13 protein-coding genes are annotated in these 16,631 nt (G+C 69.7%); 6 read left to right on the forward strand and 7 right to left on the reverse strand.

Annotated features, from left to right (window positions below; translation table 11 throughout):
- The first annotated feature begins 100 nt into the window (after nt 1-100).
- Complete coding sequence (locus tag FHY06_RS31525; RefSeq protein WP_019656509.1) at nt 101-1,582, forward strand: ATPase domain-containing protein; 1,482 nt, start codon at nt 101-103, stop codon at nt 1,580-1,582.
- Nucleotides 1,579-3,159 (forward strand): hybrid sensor histidine kinase/response regulator, encoded by a 1,581-nt coding sequence (locus tag FHY06_RS31530; protein WP_019656508.1) that lies wholly within the window; start codon nt 1,579-1,581, stop codon nt 3,157-3,159. Before FHY06_RS31525 ends, FHY06_RS31530 begins: the two co-directional genes overlap by 4 nt.
- Nucleotides 3,160-3,202: 43 nt before the next feature.
- On the opposite strand, the gene FHY06_RS31535 is transcribed toward FHY06_RS31530, so the two are convergent.
- From FHY06_RS31535 to FHY06_RS31560, 6 genes are all read right to left on the reverse strand, one after another.
- A complete protein-coding gene (locus FHY06_RS31535) occupies nt 3,203-3,682 on the reverse strand; it encodes a hypothetical protein (RefSeq protein WP_244164374.1) in 480 nt (159 codons plus the stop codon).
- Between the two features lie 148 nt (nt 3,683-3,830).
- Nucleotides 3,831-5,342 (reverse strand): tripartite tricarboxylate transporter permease, encoded by a 1,512-nt coding sequence (locus FHY06_RS31540; protein ID WP_019656506.1) that lies wholly within the window; start codon nt 5,340-5,342, stop codon nt 3,831-3,833.
- A gap of 37 nt (nt 5,343-5,379) precedes the next feature.
- Complete coding sequence (locus FHY06_RS31545; RefSeq protein ID WP_019656505.1) at nt 5,380-5,868, reverse strand: tripartite tricarboxylate transporter TctB family protein; 489 nt, start codon at nt 5,866-5,868, stop codon at nt 5,380-5,382.
- Nucleotides 5,869-5,985: 117 nt separating this feature from the next.
- Nucleotides 5,986-7,353 (reverse strand): sensor histidine kinase, encoded by a 1,368-nt coding sequence (locus FHY06_RS31550; protein ID WP_019656504.1) that lies wholly within the window; start codon nt 7,351-7,353, stop codon nt 5,986-5,988.
- Entirely contained in the window at nt 7,350-8,033 is a 684-nt protein-coding gene (locus FHY06_RS31555; RefSeq protein WP_020723231.1) for a response regulator transcription factor, read from the reverse strand. The genes FHY06_RS31550 and FHY06_RS31555 overlap by 4 nt, the downstream gene beginning before the upstream one ends.
- Before the next feature lie 270 nt (nt 8,034-8,303).
- Nucleotides 8,304-9,152 carry an AraC family transcriptional regulator gene (locus tag FHY06_RS31560; RefSeq protein ID WP_184607388.1) on the reverse strand — a complete coding sequence of 283 codons (849 nt, stop codon included), beginning with the start codon at nt 9,150-9,152 and terminating at the stop codon, nt 8,304-8,306.
- Nucleotides 9,153-9,255: 103 nt separating this feature from the next.
- On the opposite strand from FHY06_RS31560, the gene FHY06_RS31565 reads away from it, so the two are divergent.
- Nucleotides 9,256-10,245 carry a Bug family tripartite tricarboxylate transporter substrate binding protein gene (locus FHY06_RS31565; protein WP_019656501.1) on the forward strand — a complete coding sequence of 330 codons (990 nt, stop codon included), beginning with the start codon at nt 9,256-9,258 and terminating at the stop codon, nt 10,243-10,245.
- A gap of 2 nt (nt 10,246-10,247) precedes the next feature.
- Nucleotides 10,248-11,576, forward strand: coding sequence for a PhzF family phenazine biosynthesis isomerase (locus FHY06_RS31570; protein ID WP_157773772.1), 1,329 nt, complete (start codon nt 10,248-10,250; stop codon nt 11,574-11,576).
- Between the two features lie 26 nt (nt 11,577-11,602).
- Here the strand turns inward: FHY06_RS31570 and FHY06_RS31575 are convergent, their stop codons facing one another.
- Entirely contained in the window at nt 11,603-12,820 is a 1,218-nt protein-coding gene (locus FHY06_RS31575; protein WP_019656499.1) for an acyl-CoA dehydrogenase family protein, read from the reverse strand.
- Between the two features lie 139 nt (nt 12,821-12,959).
- Here FHY06_RS31575 and FHY06_RS31580 point away from each other — a divergent pair, with 139 nt between their 5' ends.
- On the forward strand, nt 12,960-14,282 hold the full coding sequence (locus FHY06_RS31580) for an NUDIX hydrolase (protein ID WP_184607389.1): 1,323 nt from the start codon (nt 12,960-12,962) through the stop codon (nt 14,280-14,282).
- Between the two features lie 63 nt (nt 14,283-14,345).
- Nucleotides 14,346-16,565 carry a YccS family putative transporter gene (gene yccS, locus FHY06_RS31585; protein ID WP_184607390.1) on the forward strand — a complete coding sequence of 740 codons (2,220 nt, stop codon included), beginning with the start codon at nt 14,346-14,348 and terminating at the stop codon, nt 16,563-16,565.
- The last annotated feature ends 66 nt before the right edge of the window (nt 16,566-16,631 follow it).

Below are 16,631 nucleotides of genomic sequence, written 5' to 3' on the forward strand. Positions count from 1 at the left end.
GTCGAACGCATGGGAGCGCCATGCGGTGCCGTCCTGCAAGCCGCCCCCGGCCGGGGTGCTTGAATTCGCCCGTGACCTTACTCATTCGCGGAGAAGCGACATGGAGCCTCATGACCAGCGGCTGCTAAGCATGGGCGTGCCGGGCCTGAACGACGTGCTCGGCGGCGGCCTCGAGCCGAACCGGCTTTATCTTTTCGAAGGCACGCCAGGTGCCGGGAAGACCACCATCGCGATGCAGTTCCTGCTCGAAGGCGTGGCGCGCGGCGAGTCCGTGCTGTACGTGACTCTGTCGGAGACCGAGCACGAACTGCGCGGCGTCGCCGTCTCGCACGGCTGGGACATTTCCAACGTCCACGTGCGCGAGATGCTGCCCACCCAGGACAGCCTGCAGCCCGAGGAGCAGTACACCATGTTCCACCCCTCGGAGGTGGAGCTGAGCGAAACCACGCTGCGCCTGCTGCGCGACGTGGAGGCCATCAAGCCTTCGCGCATCGTGTTCGATTCGCTCTCCGAGCTGCGGCTGCTTTCGGGCACCTCGCTGCGCTACCGCCGGCAGATCCTGGCGCTCAAGCAGTTCTTCGCAGGGCGCCAGTGCACGGTGCTGCTGCTGGACGACATGACCGCCACCGAGCACGACCTGCAGGTTCAGAGCATCGCGCACGCGGTGGTGCGGCTGGAGCAGTCGAACTCCGACTACGGCGCCGCCCGCCGCCGCCTGCTGGTCGTGAAGTACCGCGGCCAATCGTTTCGCGGCGGCTACCACGACTACAAGATCGGCCGCGGCGGCCTGCAGGTGTTTCCGCGCCTGGTGGCGGCCGAACACCTCAACGACACCGCGCTGACCAAGCTGCCCAGCGGCCTGGAGGCGCTCGATGCGCTGCTGGGCGGCGGTCTCGAGAAGGGCACCAGCACCCTGTTCATCGGCGCGCCGGGCACGGGCAAGTCGTCGGTCGCGGTGCAGTTCGCCGTCGCGGCGGCCGAGCGCGGCGAGGCTTCGGGCCTCTTCATCTTCGACGAGAGTGTCAACACCCTGCGCACGCGCTGCAACGGCCTGGGCATGAAGCTGGAGCCACATCTCCGATCGGGCCTCATCCGCCTCAAGCAGGTCGACCCGGCCGAACTGTCGCCCGGCGAGCTGGTGCACGAGATCCGCCAGGCGGTGACCCAGCACGGCGCGAAAGTGATCGTGATCGACAGCCTGAACGGCTACCTCAACGCGATGCCCGACGAGCGCTTTCTCATCGTGCAGCTGCACGAGCTGCTCACCTACCTCGGGCAGTCCGGCGTGGCGACGCTGCTGGTCGGCGCGCAGCACGGGCTCATCGGCGCGCAGATGCAGACGGCGGTGGACGCCAGCTACCTTGCCGACGCGGTGGTGCTGCTGCGCTACTACGAGGCCGAAGGGGAAGTGCGGCAGGCCATCTCGGTGCTCAAGAAACGCGGCGGCGTGCACGAGCGCTCCATCCGCGCTTTCTCGATGGACCAGCACGGCCTGCACGTGGGCGATCCGCTGCGCCGCTTCAGAGGCATCCTGACCGGCGTGCCGGTGCCGATCGACGGCCCCGCCACACCCCCGCCGTGACCGAGAGCCTGACGATCCAGCTGCCGCAGCTGCGAGATCCGCAGTTGCGCGTGCTGATGAGACCTGCGACCGCGAAGGACGCCGCGATGACGGCGGTCGTGCTCGAGCGCGCCGGCATCGAGGCCCGTACCTGCGCCGATCTTCCCGAGGTGCTGCGAGAAATGGCCGAGGGCGCCGGCGCGCTGCTGGTGTCCGAGGAACTGCTCTCGGGCAGCGGCGCCGCCGAACTCGCCGCGGCCGTGGCGGCCCAGCCCCCGTGGTCCGACCTGCCGGTGCTGATACTCGCGCGGCAGGGCGCCGACTCGCGCGCCATCTCCACCGCGATGGAAGGAATGGCCAACGTCACCGTGCTGGAGCGTCCGCTGCGCGTGGCCTCGCTGGTCAGCGCGTTGCGCAGCGCGCTGCGTGCGCGCCGCCGGCAGTACGAACTGCGCCGCATGCTGGACGAGCTCAACGAGGCAGACAGGCGCAAGACCGAGTTCCTGGCCACCCTGGCGCACGAACTGCGCAACCCGATGGCGCCGCTGAGCACCGCGCTGGCCATCCTCAAGCGCAAGCCGCTGACGTCGGAAGCCGCACTGCCCTACTACGAACTCATGGGCCGCCAGCTCGACCATATGGTGCGGCTGGTGAACGACCTGATGGAGGTCTCGCGCATCACGCGCGGCAAGATCGAACTCCAGCTGGACGAGCTCGCGCTGGAAAAGGTGATCCGCGGCGCGGTGGAGCTCAGCCGACCCCTGATGGACGCCGGCCGCCACACCCTCGGGCTGCACATCGCCGACGCCTCGCTGGCGGTGAAAGGCGACGGCGTGCGCCTCACCCAGGTGTTCTCGAACCTGCTGAACAACGCCGCCAAGTACACGCCCGAGGGCGGACGCATCGACGTCTTCCTGGAGCACGACGGCCACGGCCATGCGGTGGTGCGCGTGAAGGACAGCGGCACCGGCATCCCGGCCGCCATGCTGGACGCGATCTTCGACATGTTCGTGCAGGTCAGCGGCACCGCGCGCGCAGCGCAGGGCGGGCTGGGCATCGGGCTCACGCTGGTGAAGAGCATCGTGGAACTGCACGGCGGCACGGTCAGCGCCAGGAGCGAGGGGGCGGATCGCGGGAGCGAGTTCACCGTGTCCCTGCCCCTGCTCGGCCACGGCGCGCGAACCAGTACGGAGTCGACGACGCCCGAAGCCGCGATGGCGGTGAACCATCGCATCCTGGTGGTGGACGACAACCGCGATGCGGCCGAATCGCTGGAGACGCTGCTGGGGCTGCTCGGCGCGAAGGTCGCGGTGGCGTTCAATGGCCCGGACGCGCTGGCGAAGGCCGAACTCTTCGATCCGTCGCTCGCCATCCTCGACATCGGCATGCCCGGCATGGATGGCTGCGAGCTGGCGCGCCGCCTGCGGGCGCATCCGCGGCTGCATGGCATCGGCCTGATCGCGCTCACGGGCTGGGGCCAGCCCGACGATCGGCTTCGTATCGCGCAGGCAGGCTTCGACCATCACCTGCTGAAGCCGGTCGATGTCGACGAACTGACGTTGGCGCTGCAGAAGCTCGAGCGGCGCGCCGCGGGCTGAGGCGCCCCGCGAAGGAAGGGCTCTGGCAGCCCTTCCCTTTTCCTCAGAGCTCGCTGCCGTCGCGCAGCTGCCGCGCCTTGTAAACCAGCCGCACGCTCGCCCGCCGCGGGTCGCCCGACTGCTGCTGCACGTAGATGTCGGTGTCGTTGCTCACCCATGCCGCATACGCGCTGCCCGGGTCGCGCGACGAAAGCTCGTTGCCGAACGCGCCGCGGCCCCATTGCACCAGTGCCGCGAAGGCTGCCGCGCCGGCATCGGGCGTCGATTGCGCCGAGGCCACGTACTCGACGCGCCGCAGCTCCGAGGCGGCGAAGAAGAAGGTCGGCTCGAACAGCAGGCCGGCCATCTCGACGGGCGCCGCACGCCACGAACCCACGAGGCCGCCACCCAGGCGCTGCGGCCTCTGCACGCGTTCGGCGGCAGGCAAGGCGGCCTGCAGTTCCTCCGCCGACATGCCCAGGCGCACGCCGGGCGGCAGGGCCTGCGCGTGCAGGGCGCCTGCGGCGAGAAGGGCCGCGCTCATGGCGAGCGCGCGAAGAATGATCGGAAAGCGGGGAAGTCTCACGTCGGGCATCGGAGGAAGGGGGCGGCGGCAGCGTGGGACCGCAAGTATCGCGCGGAGTTCCGGTCCGCCACCTTTCCCCTGCCCTACCCCTGCCCTTGCCTGGTCGTCAGTCCTCGACGAAGGCCTCTTCGCGCTTGGCCTTCACCGAGGGCAGCAGCACCACGATCAGCAGCAGCGCGGCCGCGACCAGCAGGCCCGCCGACAGCGGCCGCGACACGAACACGCTCCAGTCGCCGCGCGACAGCAAGAGCGCCCGGCGCAGGTTCTCTTCCATCATCGGCCCGAGGATGAAGCCCAGCAGCAGCGGCGCGGGCTCGCACTTCAGCTTGAGGAACAGATAGCCCACGATGCCGAAGATGGCCACCATCCACACGTCGAAGGTGTTGTTGTTCTCCGAGTAGACGCCCACCGCGCAGAACAGCACGATCGACGGGAAGAGCCACTTGTAGGGAATGGTCAGCAGCTTGATCCAGATGCCAATCATCGGCAGGTTCAGCACGATCAGCATCAGGTTGCCGATCCACATCGAGGCGATCAGGCCCCAGAAGAGCTCGGGGTTGCTGGTCATCACCTGCGGACCCGGCTGGATGTTGTGGATGGTCATCGCACCCACCATCAGCGCCATCACCGCGTTGGGCGGGATGCCCAGCGTCAGCAGCGGGATGAAGGAAGTCTGCGCACCGGCGTTGTTGGCCGACTCGGGGCCCGCCACGCCGCGGATGTTGCCCTTGCCGAAGTCGGTCTCGCCCTGCTTGAGCTTGATCTTCTTCTCGATGGTGTAGGCCGCGAAGGCCGACAGCAGCGCGCCGCCGCCGGGCAGGATGCCCAGCGCCGAGCCCAGCGCCGTGCCTCGCAGCACCGCGGGCGTCATGTCCTTGAAGTCCTGCTTGGTGGGCCACAGGCCCTTCACCTTGGCGGTGAACACCTCGCGCTCGTGCTCGGGCACCGCGAGGTTGGCGATGATCTCGCCGTAGCCGAACACGCCCATGGCGATGGCGATGAAGCCGATGCCGTCGGTCAGTTCAGGAATGTCGAAGCTGTAGCGCGCCACGCCCGAGTTCACGTCGGTGCCCACGAGGCCGAGCGCGAGGCCCAGCAGGATCATCGTGATGGCCTTCAGCAGCGAGCCCGAGGCCAGCACCACCGCGCCGATCAGGCCCAGGATCATCAGCGAGAAGTATTCGGCCGGGCCGAACTTGAAGGCCAGCTCGGTCAGCGGCGGCGCGAAGGCAGCCAGGATCAGCGTACCGACGCAGCCCGCGAAGAACGAGCCCAGGCCGGCCGCAGCCAACGCCGGCCCTGCCCTTCCCTTGCGCGCCATCTGGTAGCCGTCGATGACGGTCACCACCGATGAAGACTCACCGGGCAGGTTCACAAGGATCGCGGTGGTCGAGCCGCCGTACTGCGCACCGTAGTAGATGCCCGCGAGCATGATCAGCGCCGACACCGGCGGCAGCGCGTACGTGGCCGGCAGCAGCATCGCGATGGTCGCCACGGGGCCGATGCCCGGCAGCACGCCGATCAGCGTGCCCAGCAGGCAGCCCACGAAGGCATAGACGAGGTTCTGCGCCGTGAAGGCGACGCCGAAGCCGATCGAGAGATTGGTAATCAGGTCCATGTGTCTTGTGTCAGGTCTTGTTGTTCTTCTTCGCGCATCAACCCGAGATGAAGGTCGGCCACACCTGGAACTGCAGCTTCAGCGCGACCACGAAGGCCAGGTAGCTGCCCAGCGCGAGGATGGTCGCGAGGATGGTCACGCCCTTCCAGCCGAAGTTGTCCCCGGCAAGGCTGGCGATGAAGGTCAGCGCGTAGATGGCGACGATGAGGCCCATCGACGGCAGCCCGATGCTCGGCAGGCCGCCCAGCAGCACGCCGAACATCAGGTTCGCGCCGATGATGAAGACCAGCGGCTTCCATGCGATGCGCCCGACGGGCTCGCCGTCCTCCGTCTCAACGGCCAGCGCCTTGAGCGTGATGAGTACGCCCATGAGGGCGATGAGGATGCCCACGATCAGGGGGAAGTAGCCCGGACCCATGCGTGCCCCGGTGCCGACGTTGTAGGTCGTGGCGCCCCATGCGAAGGCCACGCCGAAGGCGCTGAAGAGCACGCCCGAGCAGAAGTCTCTCTGGCTCTTGATTCTCAAAGTAGATGTCTCCTGGAACTGCGTTGATCCGCACGAGATGTGCGCCCAGCCGATCCTAGGAATTCACGGCCCCGCCGTGCATGAACAGAACATTGCCATTCGGCAATGCTTGCGGTCTCAGTCCGCCATCGGCAGGTCGATGCACGCGCGCAGCCCTGGCTTCGCGTCCGCGAAGTCGAGCCGCCCGCCATGCAGCGCCACCACGGCGAGCACGCTCGCAAGGCCGAGGCCGTGGCCCGGCACGCTGCGGTCGAGCCGGTGGAAGCGCACGCCGATGCGCTCGTGCTCCGTCCTCGGGATGCCGGGCCCGTCGTCCTGCACGAAGAGCTGCGCCCTGCCGTCCACCGTGTGGGTTCCGATGCGCACCGTGGCGCCGGTGCCTGCGTACTTGAGCGCGTTGTCGAGAAGGTTGGCGGCAGCGCCCGCCAGCAGGTCGCGGTCACCCAGCGCGACGGCCATGTCGGCGGGCTCGCGCAGCAGCGCGATGCTCCGCACCTCGGCCACGGCCTCGTAGAGTTCCGCCACGTCGTCGGCGATGACGTGCAGCGCCACCGGCGCGAACTGCTGCCGCCGCGCGCCGGCTTCCACCTCGGCGATCTGCAGCAGCTTCTCGAACACCACGGCCAGCTCTTCCAGTTCGCGGATGGCGGTGCTCACCGCATCGCGCTGGGGGTCGCCGGCATCGAGTCCGGCCTCCACGGCGCGCAGCCGCACAAGCACGCGCGTGAGGGGCGTACGCAGGTTGTGCGCGATGGTGTTGGAGACGTGGCGCACCCCGTCCATCAGCGACTGGATGCGGTCGAGCATGGCGTTGATGTCGTGCTCCAGCAGCGCGAACTCGTCCTCCTCGCCCGAAGGCTCCACGCGCTCCTGCAGCTCGCCCGCAGCGATGCGCACCGCCGTGCGCCGCACCGCACCCACGCTGCGTTCCAGCTCCTGCCGGAAGACGAAGGTCCCGCCGATCAGCAGCAGCACCGCCACGATGCCCGCGGCCGCGCTCGCGCTGGCCACCAGCGACTCGATGGACTCCTGGTCGCGCAGGTCGTGCCCCACCACCAGCATGCCGCCGTCGGGCAGCGAGCGCATCACCAGGTAGGCGATGACGGTCTGCCCCGAACGCACCACGCGGCGGTGCACGCCGTCGCCGGCATCGGGGGCCTGCGAGGGCATCTGGTCGAGGTTGCCCGCGAGCTTGTTGCCTTCGCGGTCGGTCAGCAGGTAGATCTCGTTGTCGGAGTTGCGTCCGTCGGAGAGCGCGTTCGAGATCTCGCCGGCCACGCCGTCGGCGCCGCGCGCGTCGTAGCGCACCATCAGCTGCTGCATGCTCGCGGCCACCTGCCGCACCATGCGCTGCTGCAGCACGCCCACCGTCTGCATGTAGACGATGGCCAGCGCCGCCAGCATGGTGATCGCCACCAGCAGCCCGTAGTAGAAGGCGAGCCGGAAGCCGACCGAGCGCCACAGCCGGCGCAGGGCCGCCGTCATTGCGGCGCCGACAGCGTGTAGCCCACGCCGCGCACGGTGTGGATCAGCGTGGGTGCGCCGCCCGCGTCGAGCTTGCCGCGCAGCCGGCTGACCTGCACGTCGATCACGTTGGTCTGCGGGTCGAACTGGTAGTCCCACACCGCCTCCAGCAGCATGGTGCGGGTGACCACCTGGCCCGGATGCATCATGAGATAGGCCAGGAGGCGGAACTCGCGCGGCTGCAGCGCGATGGCGCGGCCCCCGCGCTCCACATGCCGGCGCGCGAGGTCGAGCGTGAGGTCGGCCACCTGCAGCATGCGGATCTCGGGCCCGGTGCGCGAGCGCCGCACCAGCGCTTCGGCGCGCGCCGCGAGTTCCGAAAAGGCGAAAGGCTTGGCCAGGTAGTCGTCGCCGCCGGCCTTGAGGCCGCGCACGCGCTCGTCGAGCGCGTTCAGCGCGCTGAGCACCAGCACCGGCGTTTTCCTGCCGAGCGCGCGCATGGTCGAGAGGATCGACAGGCCGTCGACCTCGTTGGGCAGCATGCGGTCGAGGATGACGATGTCCCACTGCTCGCCGGTGGCGCGCGCGAGCGCGTCGGTGCCGTCACGGCTGATCACCGCCACGTGGCCGAGCGAGCGGAATCCTTCGGCGATGTAGCGCGCGTTGTCGGCGTCGTCCTCGACGATGAGGCAGCGCCACATGGCGGTGCTGCCTAGCACGCCGGTGCGGCGCCCCGGTACGGAGCGACAGATGAAAGAGAGGGTTTCCGAGGAAGCTGCGTTCTGATGCTCATGGCGATGGAGTCGGCCGGCGCCCCGCCGTCACGTTCACGCGGGTGCCGCCGGGGCCATCCTAGCCGGCATTGGATCAGAGAAGGCGCGGCTGCTTCATTACCGTTTGTCCATGTTGGGCCGCCATGCTCGGACGCGCCCGCCGTGGCGATCCGTGGACGGCATGGTTGTCGGCCTGGGTCAGTCCATGCCCTGGAGGGGCCCCGAGGCGCGGATCTGCGTCGCGGTCTTCGCCCAGGTCTTCTCCAGCATCCGGGACAGGTACGAGCCCGATTCCCAGCCCACCTGCAGCGCGATGGACAGCACCGAGTCGCGCGTGCTCCTCAGCAGGAACTCCGCGCGCTCCAGGCGCCGGCGCTGCAGGTAGGCCAGCGGCGACACGCCGTATTTCGCGCGGAAGACGCGCTCCACCTGCCGGCGCGAAACACGGTGCTGCTGCGCGAAGGCCTCCAGCATCAGCGGCCGGGAAAGATCGGCTTCGATGGTTTCTGCCAGCAGTTCTGCCACCAGCAGGGCCGATGCGGGATCGCCGTCCGACAGCGGCTGGCCGCTGAGCCTTGCAGCTTCCATGACGAGCGCGCCGCACAGCGCATAGTTCTCCGCGGTGCCGGCCTTGGCCGACTCGAACATGCGCTGCGACAGCGCACGCAGCGCCGTGCTGCCGGCGCGCATGCCCTGCGATGGAGCGGAAACGCCCTGCGCCTGCAGCGCGGTGGCCCACAGCGCGGGGTCCACATAGACCGCGATGTGCGTCTGCCCTGCCGTGAGCGTGGTGGTCGAATGCGCGCTGCCGGCCGCGAACCAGAGGAAATGGCCGGGGCCCAGGGTCTGCGCGCCGCCCTGCGCGTCGCCGACGCTGAAGCGTCCCGCCAGCGGCACGAACAGCATGTCGCAGTCGTGCACGTGGGTGTCGGTGGCGTAGCGCTCGCGGGCGTTCGCGACCATGGTGGCGTGGTGCGACAGGCGCTCGACGAACAGCGACTGGCGCGGCATCGGGGCCAGTGCCGGGGTCGGGGTGTTCAGGTGCATGGCCACTCCTTGTCGCATTTGAACTCGTGCATGTCGCAATCGGCCGCGCGCGTCCGCGCACGCTCAACAGAATCGGGAAACACCACTCCCGCTAGCAAGAAACATGAAACCCCAAGCACTGCGCCGCCGCGCGCTCCTCGGGCTGGCAGCCGCCGGCCTCCTGTACGGCCCTGCCGCCTCATGGTCGGCTCCGGAAACGGCCTACCCGGCCAAGCCGGTGACGATCATCGTACCCTTCCCCGCCGGCGGCGGCACCGACGTCATCTTCCGCTCGGTGCAGCAGCGGCTGCAGGCCGCGCTCGGCGTGTCGGTGATCATCGACAACCGCTCCGGCGCCGGCGGCACCGTGGGCACCGGCTTCGGCGCGAAGGCGAACCCCGACGGCTACACACTGGTGGCCGCCACCACCTCGACCATCGCCTCCGCCGACGCCGTCTACCCCAAGCTGCCCTACGACCCGGTCAAGGACCTCGTGCCCATCGGCACCATCGGCACCACGCCCTTCGTGCTGGTGGTGACGCCCTCGCTCGCAGCGCGCGACGTGAAGGGCTTCGTCGACCACGCCAAGGCCCATCCGCAGGCGCTCAACTACGGCAGCATCGGCAACGGCAGCCTGAGCCACCTGGCGGGCGAGCTCTTCAAGCAGCGCACCGGCATCGAGATGACCCATGTGCCCTACCGCGGCGCGGCGCCCGCGCAGGCCGACCTGATGGCGGGCCAGATCCAGGCGCTGTTCGACAACCCGCCTGCCCTGCTCGCGCAGGTGCGTGGCGGCCGCATGCGGGCGCTGGCGATCAGCGAGCCCTCGGCCGGATTCGAGGGTCTGCCGACCTTCGAGCAGGCCGGCATCAAGGGTTTCAGGCCTCAGCTCTGGTACGGCCTGATGGCACCCGCAGCGACGCCGCAGCCAGTGGTGCAGCGCCTGCGCGCCGCGCTCGACACCGCCATGCGCGATGCAGGCCTGCGCGCCGACATGCAGTCCAAGGGCGTGACGCCGTGGACCGTGACGCCCGATGCGTTCCAGGCACAGATCCGCAGCGACATCCAGCTCTGGGGCGGCATCGCGCGCTCGGTGAATGCGAAGGCCGAATGACGATGACGACACCCCGCCCTCCGCACGCCCACAACATCCGCGTCTTCGTGGGGTCCGACCCGAGGATCGGCGGCAACCCCGCACCGGTCTGGCTCGATGCCGATGCGCTCTCCACCGCGCAGATGCAGGAATACACGCGGCGCAGCGGCCATGAATCGGTCTTCGTGCTGAAGCCCGCAACGCCCGCGCACGCCCTGCGCATGCGCTACTTCGTGCCCAACCACGAAATGGAGATGTGCGGCCACGCCACCGTCGGCGCGCTCTGGCTGCTGCACCGGCGCGGCGAATGGGACGGCTCGCCCATCGCCATCGAGACGCTGAGCGGCACCGTGACCGGCCGCCGCGTCGACGGCACGGTACAGATCAGCCAGCCTCGCGCGGTGGTGGAGGAAGTGAGGCAGCGGGCGCTGGTCGAGGAGATCGCACGTTGCCTGGGCATCGATGCGGCAAGCGTCGTCGGGCCCGTGCTCAACGCCGCGACCAGCCGCGTGAAGACGCTGGTGCGGCTGCCCGATACGACGCGGCTCCACGGCTTGCGCGTGGATTTCGCCCGCGTCGAGTCGCTGTGCGAGCGGCTGGGCTCGACCGGGCTGTATCCGTACGCGCTTTCGGATGGGGAAGGCGAAGTCTGCACGGTCAGCGCGCGGCAGTTCCCCAAGTCCTCCGGCTATCCCGAAGATGCGGCCACGGGCATCGCCGCAGCGGCACTCGCATGGGGCCTGCGCCACCTGGGCCTGGTGGGCACGGATGCGCTCACGGTGACGGTGCGGCAGGGCGAAGCCATGGGCTCGCCTTCCGCCATCCATGTCGGCTTGCCGTCGGAAGCGATGGCGCAGGAAGGCTGCCGGGTCGGCGGCGAGTGCTGCGAGGAACCGCCGGAGGATCTGCGCCTGGACGTGCTCTGCCCGCCGGAAGCGGCGCGAGCCAGCCCTTCCGGAACCTACGCCACCTTCTCGAAGGCGGGCGGGCTGTGGCACTCCAGCGGCGTCGTCGGGCGCGAGAACGGCGAAGTCATCGCCGGGCCGCTGCGGGGGCCGGACGACGTGGAGCGCGGCCAGCGCGCGGCGGTGGCTGCAGTGGCCGCTCTGCTGCGCGCCGCACGGGAAGAGCTGGGCAGCCTCTCGCGCGTCGCCCGCGCTGTCGCGCTGAACGGATACCTCCAGACAGGCAGCGATTTCGCGGAGCACGCGAAGGTGATGGACGCGGCCTCGGACCTGCTGCGGCACGTCTTTCCCGAGGCACCGCTGCCGGCCCGCACAACCGTCGGCGTCGCGTCGCTGCCGCGCGGCGGCGCGGCCGAGGTGTCGTTGACGCTGGAAGTACGCGACTGACCGGCGTGCGGCGGCCTTCTCAGCGCTTACTGGTACGCCGCCAGCTCCTGCTTCGCGATCGCGTTGCGATGCACCTCGTCGGGACCGTCCGCCACGCGCAGGTGCCGCTCGTAGGCGTAGAAGTTCGTGAGCAGCGTGTCCTGGCTCAGGCCCATGGCGCCGTAGGCCTGCATGGCCCAGTCGATCACCTTCACGCAGTTGTTGGGCGTGAGCACCTTGATCATCGCGATCTCCTTCGCGGCGACCTTGTTGCCCACGGTGTCCATGCGGTAGGCAGCGTTGAGCACCATCCAGCGCGACTGCTCGATGAGCATGCGCGACTCGGCGATGCGTTCGCGCCACACGCCCTGCTCCGACAGCGGCTTGTGGAAGGCGGTGCGCGACACCAGGCGCCGGCACATCATCTCCAGCGCGGCCTCGGCCATGCCGATGGCGCGCATGCAGTGGTGGATGCGGCCGGGCCCGAGGCGGCCCTGTGCGATCTCGAAGCCGCGGCCTTCGCCCAGCAGGATGTTCTCCACCGGCACGCGCACGTTCTCGAACACGATCTCCGGGTGGCCGAAGGGCGGGTCGTACACGCCCAGCAGCGCCATGTCGCGCACGATGGTCACGCCGGGCGTGTTCTTCGGCACCAGGATCATCGACTGCTGCCTGTGGCGATCGGCGTTGTCGGGGTCGGTCTTGCCCATGAGCACGAAGATCTCGCAGCGCTCGTTCATCGCGCCGGTGATGTACCACTTGCGGCCGTTGATGACGTACTCGTCGCCCTCGCGGCGGATGCTGCAGCGGATGTTGGTGGCGTCGCTGGAGGCCACCTCGGGCTCGGTCATCGCGAAGGACGAGCGGATCTCGCCGGCCAGCAGCGGCTTGAGCCAGCGCTCCTGCTGCGCCTTGGTGCCGTAGCGCGCCAGCACTTCCATGTTGCCGGTGTCGGGCGCGGAGCAGTTGAAGATCTCCGAGCACCAGTAACGCCGGCCCATGATCTCGCACAGCGGCGCGTACTCGACGTTGCTGAGGCCAGGGCCGTGCTCCGACTCGGGCAGGAAGAGGTTCCACAGCCCGCGCTCGCGCGCCTTGGCCTTGAGGCCGGCCATCATCGGTAGCTCGGCATACGGCCGGCCCGCGCGGGCATTGGCGGCCAGCTCCTCCTCATGGCGCTTCTCGTTGGGGTAGACGTGCTCGTCCATGAACCTGAGCAGTTCCTCGCGCAGCGCGATCACCCGGGGCGTGAATTCGAAATGCATGGTGCGTCCTTCGGCAAGAGTCGATGTGTAGGTGTGGCTTGAAGGTACGTCGCACGCCGTGTTTCGCACGGTCTTCCGGGTGACAGCGCAGCACCCGTGCTGTCACCTTCGCAGCAGCGGCCGGCGCGACAATGCGGGCATGACCGCCAGCCCCACGGACGCTTCTTCTTCTCCCGCCTCGCCGCGCCCCGTGCGCATGGCCGCGACCCTCATCGTGCTGCGCGACGCGAACGCCGGCCTCGAGGTGCTGATGCTGCGGCGGGCCGAGAAGGCCAACGACCAGAACAGCGGCGCGAGCGTGTTCCCGGGCGGCGTGATCGACGCGCACGACCGCGGCCTGCACGGCTGCTGCAGCGGCCTCGACGACCGTGCCGCGAGCGAGCGGCTCGAAGTGCCCGATGGCGGCCTCGACTACTACGCGGCGGCGATCCGTGAATGCTTCGAGGAAGCCGGGCTGCTGTTCGCGACCGATTCCGCCGGACGGCCGGTGACGCTCGACGGACTGCCTCCAGGCCAGCTCGCCGAGATGCGCCATGCGGCGGAGCAAGGCACCGACGCGCTGCTCTCGCTGTGCGCGCAGCACGGCTGGAAGCTCGCGGCCGACCGGCTCGCGTACTTCTCGCACTGGCTCACGCCGCCGGGCATGCCGCGCCGCTTCGACACGCGCTTCTTCCTGGCCACCATGCCCGAGGCGCAGAGCGTTCGGCCCGACGGGCGCGAGACGGTCGAGCACATGTGGCTGCGCCCCGCCGATGCGGTCGACCCGGCACGCGGGCTCAAGCTGATGAACGTGACGCGCCGCATCCTGCTGGAGCTCGCGCGATTCCAAAGCGTGCAGGAGCTCATGGCGCATGCGCGGGGCCTCAAGCACATTCCCCGCGTGATGCCCCGGCTGGCGGACGGTCCGAAGGGAAGGCGGCCGGTGAACATGGAGGAGCCTTCTTACGAGGAAGTCGGCTTCGTCGATCCGGACGGCGAAGGCGGCGGACGCTATGCGCACGAGGCCGGGCTGGCGATGCGGCTTTCGGCACGGGTGCTCCGGGTGACCGGGGAAGCCGGCGACGGATCGGACACGCTGGTGCACGGCTATTTCGTGGGAACGGCGGGCGGCGATTGCGCCCTGATCTACGTATCGCCCGCAAGCCGCGCGCATGCCGAGGCGCTTGCCGCTGCGGCGCCGGGGCATGTGCGATGGCTTCTGTCGACGCAGGCGCCTCCGGAAGACGCCCTGCGCGAACTCTGGCCCGATGCCTCCGCCGCGGTGCCGGCGCCTGGAGAACAGATCCGCATCGGCGACGCCACGCTGCGCGTGCTGCCGGGCGATGGCGATGCGCAATCGCGCCGGTTCCTGCTGGTCGAGGAAGGGCTTCTGTTCACGGGCGCTTCCGATGCGCCCGCAGCCGGCGAAGAGCAGGTTCGCTGGATCGCGCCGCGCCAAGGCTTCCTGCACAGCCGGCGCTGACCGCCGCGCAGCGCCTCGTCGCGCCGCACGGCCGTGGCATGCATCGTGCAAGATCGGCACATCATGCTTCCCCTGTCTCCCGACGCGCTGCGCCAGCGGCTGCGGTCCTTCGCCTCGCGCGCGCAGCCCGTGCGCATTCTTCTCACCCTCGGCAGTCTCATGGCGGGCTGCGCCTGGACCGGCCACACCGATGCGGTGATTCCCCTCTTCCTCGGCGCCATCGCCAGCGCGCTGGCCGAGACCGACGACAGCTGGCGCGGCCGGCTGCGCGCGCAGCTGGTGACGCTCGTCTGCTTCGCGGCCATCGCCTTCGCGGTGGAGGCGGCCTTCGGCATGCCGCTGCTGTTCATCGCCGGGTTCGCGCTGGCGGCCTTCTGGCTCACCATGCTCGGCGCGGTGGAGGCGCGCTACAAGGCGATCGCGTATGCGACGCTGATCCTCGCGATGTACGCCACGCTGGGCATCGAGAACATGGGCGAGCACGGCGTCGTGCATCGCGGACGCGAGCCCCTGCTGCTGGTGGCCGGCGCGGCCTGGTACGGCGTGTTCTCGGTGATGTGGTGCGCGGCCTTTCCGGCACAGCCGGTGCAGGCGCGGCTGGTGACGCTCTTCACCGTGCTGGGCAACTATGTGCGCTACAAGGCGTCGCTGTTCGAGCCGCTGCGCGGCATCGACATCGAGCGCAAGCGGCTCGCGCTCGCACAGCTCAACGCCGAGGTGGTGACCGAGCTCAACGCGGCCAAGGAGAGCATCTTCCGCCGCATCGGCGCGCGGGCGCCGACCGGCCGCATCTCGCGCTACCGGGGGCTGTACCTGATCGCGCAGGACGTGCACGAGCGCGCCAGCTCCTCGCACGACGACTACAACGCGCTGGCCGACGCCTTCTTCCACAGCGACCTGCTCTACCGCTGCCAGCGCGTGCTCGGCCTGCAGGGGCTGGCCTGCCAGCGTCTGGCCGATTCGATCGCGCGGCGCGAGCCCTTCGAGGTGGGAGCGGAGACCGTGCAGGCGCTGGCCGACCTGCGCAGCGCCATCGAGCACGAGCGCGCGCGGGCCGGCACGCCCGCACGGCTGGCGCTGCTGGCCTCGGTGGAGGCGCTGGCGCGCAATCTGGCGCTGCTCGACGGACAGCTCGCGGGGGCCAGCCAGCCCTCGGCGCGCGCGGGTCGTACCGAGATGGGCCTGTTCGACCGCTCGCCGCGCTCCTGGCGCGACGCCGTCGAGCGCGTGCGGCGCCAGCTCACGGTGCGATCGCCGCTCTTTCGGCATGCGCTGCGGCTGTCGATCGCGCTGGTGGCGGGCTACGGGGTGATGCAGCTCATCCATCCGGCGCAGGGCTACTGGATCCTGCTGACCACGCTCTTCGTCTGCCAGCAGACGTATGGCGACACCATCGCGCGCATGGGGCAGCGCATTGCCGGCACCGCCCTGGGCGTGGTGGCGGGCTGGGCGCTGCTGCAGCTCTTTCCGCAGCCGCTGGTGCAGTCGGTGCTCGCGGTGATCGCCGGGGTGCTTTTCTTCGCGACCCGCGCCACGCGCTACCTTCTGGCCACCGCGTCCATGACGCTGCTGGTGCTGATGTGCTTCAACCAGGTCGGCGACAGCGGCGTGCTGCTGGTGCCGCGGCTGGTCGACACGGCCATCGGCAGCGCGATCGCCGGGCTGGCGGTGCTGCTGGTGCTGCCTCACTGGCAGGCCCGCCGCATCAACGAGCTGGCGGCGGCCGCCATGCGCGGTCATGCGGGCTACCTGCGGCAGATCGTCGGCCAGTACCGCACCGGCGCGCGCGACCACCTCGACTACCGGCTGGCGCGGCGCAACGACCACAACGCGGACGCGGCGCTGTCCACCGCGGTGTCGGACATGTTCCGCGAGCCGGGCTACGTGCGGCCGCGCGCGGGGGTGGCGCTGCGCTTCCTCATCCGCTCGCACACGCTGCTGAGCTATCTGTCGGCGCTCGGCGCACACCGTGCCGCAGTGCCCGATTCGGCCCAGATGGCGGTGCTGCATGCATCGGCCGAGGGGGCGATCGCGGCGCTGGAGGCGCTGGCGGCCGGGCTGGAAAAGGGCGTGGTGGATGTAACAGGCCGCATCGAATCGGAAGCCGCCGCGCGCGCAGCGCTGGCGCAGGCGGCGGCCGACAGCGGCGAACGCGGCGATCCGCATGCGCGAACTTTCCACACCGAACTCGGTCTGATCTGGCTGCAGATAGACGCCCTGCGCGCCCATGCGAGCGAATGGCTGCAGCCCGAAGGCAGCGAAAACACGACCGCGCCGGCCTGAGGGGCGAGTGAACATCCGTGCGATCAGGTCGGTTGAAAGCGCCGCTGCGGGCACCCTCCCGCGCGG

The organism is Variovorax atrisoli, from assembly GCF_014195185.1.
Classification (GTDB): Bacteria; Pseudomonadota; Gammaproteobacteria; order Burkholderiales; family Burkholderiaceae_C; genus Variovorax; species Variovorax atrisoli.

Excerpts from the sequence above, each read along its gene's own strand:
- FHY06_RS31525 (WP_019656509.1), top strand. The coding sequence starts at position 101 with ATGGAGCCTCATGACCAGCGGCTGCTAAGCATGGGCGTGCCGGGCCTG.
- FHY06_RS31535 (WP_244164374.1), bottom strand. The coding sequence starts at position 3,682 with ATGAGCGCGGCCCTTCTCGCCGCAGGCGCCCTGCACGCGCAGGCCCTG.
- FHY06_RS31540 (WP_019656506.1), bottom strand. The coding sequence starts at position 5,342 with ATGGACCTGATTACCAATCTCTCGATCGGCTTCGGCGTCGCCTTCACG.
- FHY06_RS31550 (WP_019656504.1), bottom strand. The coding sequence starts at position 7,353 with ATGACGGCGGCCCTGCGCCGGCTGTGGCGCTCGGTCGGCTTCCGGCTC.
- FHY06_RS31555 (WP_020723231.1), bottom strand. The coding sequence starts at position 8,033 with ATGTGGCGCTGCCTCATCGTCGAGGACGACGCCGACAACGCGCGCTAC.
- FHY06_RS31560 (WP_184607388.1), bottom strand. The coding sequence starts at position 9,152 with ATGCACCTGAACACCCCGACCCCGGCACTGGCCCCGATGCCGCGCCAG.
- FHY06_RS31565 (WP_019656501.1), top strand. The coding sequence starts at position 9,256 with ATGAAACCCCAAGCACTGCGCCGCCGCGCGCTCCTCGGGCTGGCAGCC.
- FHY06_RS31570 (WP_157773772.1), top strand. The coding sequence starts at position 10,248 with ATGACGACACCCCGCCCTCCGCACGCCCACAACATCCGCGTCTTCGTG.
- FHY06_RS31575 (WP_019656499.1), bottom strand. The coding sequence starts at position 12,820 with ATGCATTTCGAATTCACGCCCCGGGTGATCGCGCTGCGCGAGGAACTG.
- FHY06_RS31580 (WP_184607389.1), top strand. The coding sequence starts at position 12,960 with ATGACCGCCAGCCCCACGGACGCTTCTTCTTCTCCCGCCTCGCCGCGC.
- yccS (WP_184607390.1), top strand. The coding sequence starts at position 14,346 with ATGCTTCCCCTGTCTCCCGACGCGCTGCGCCAGCGGCTGCGGTCCTTC.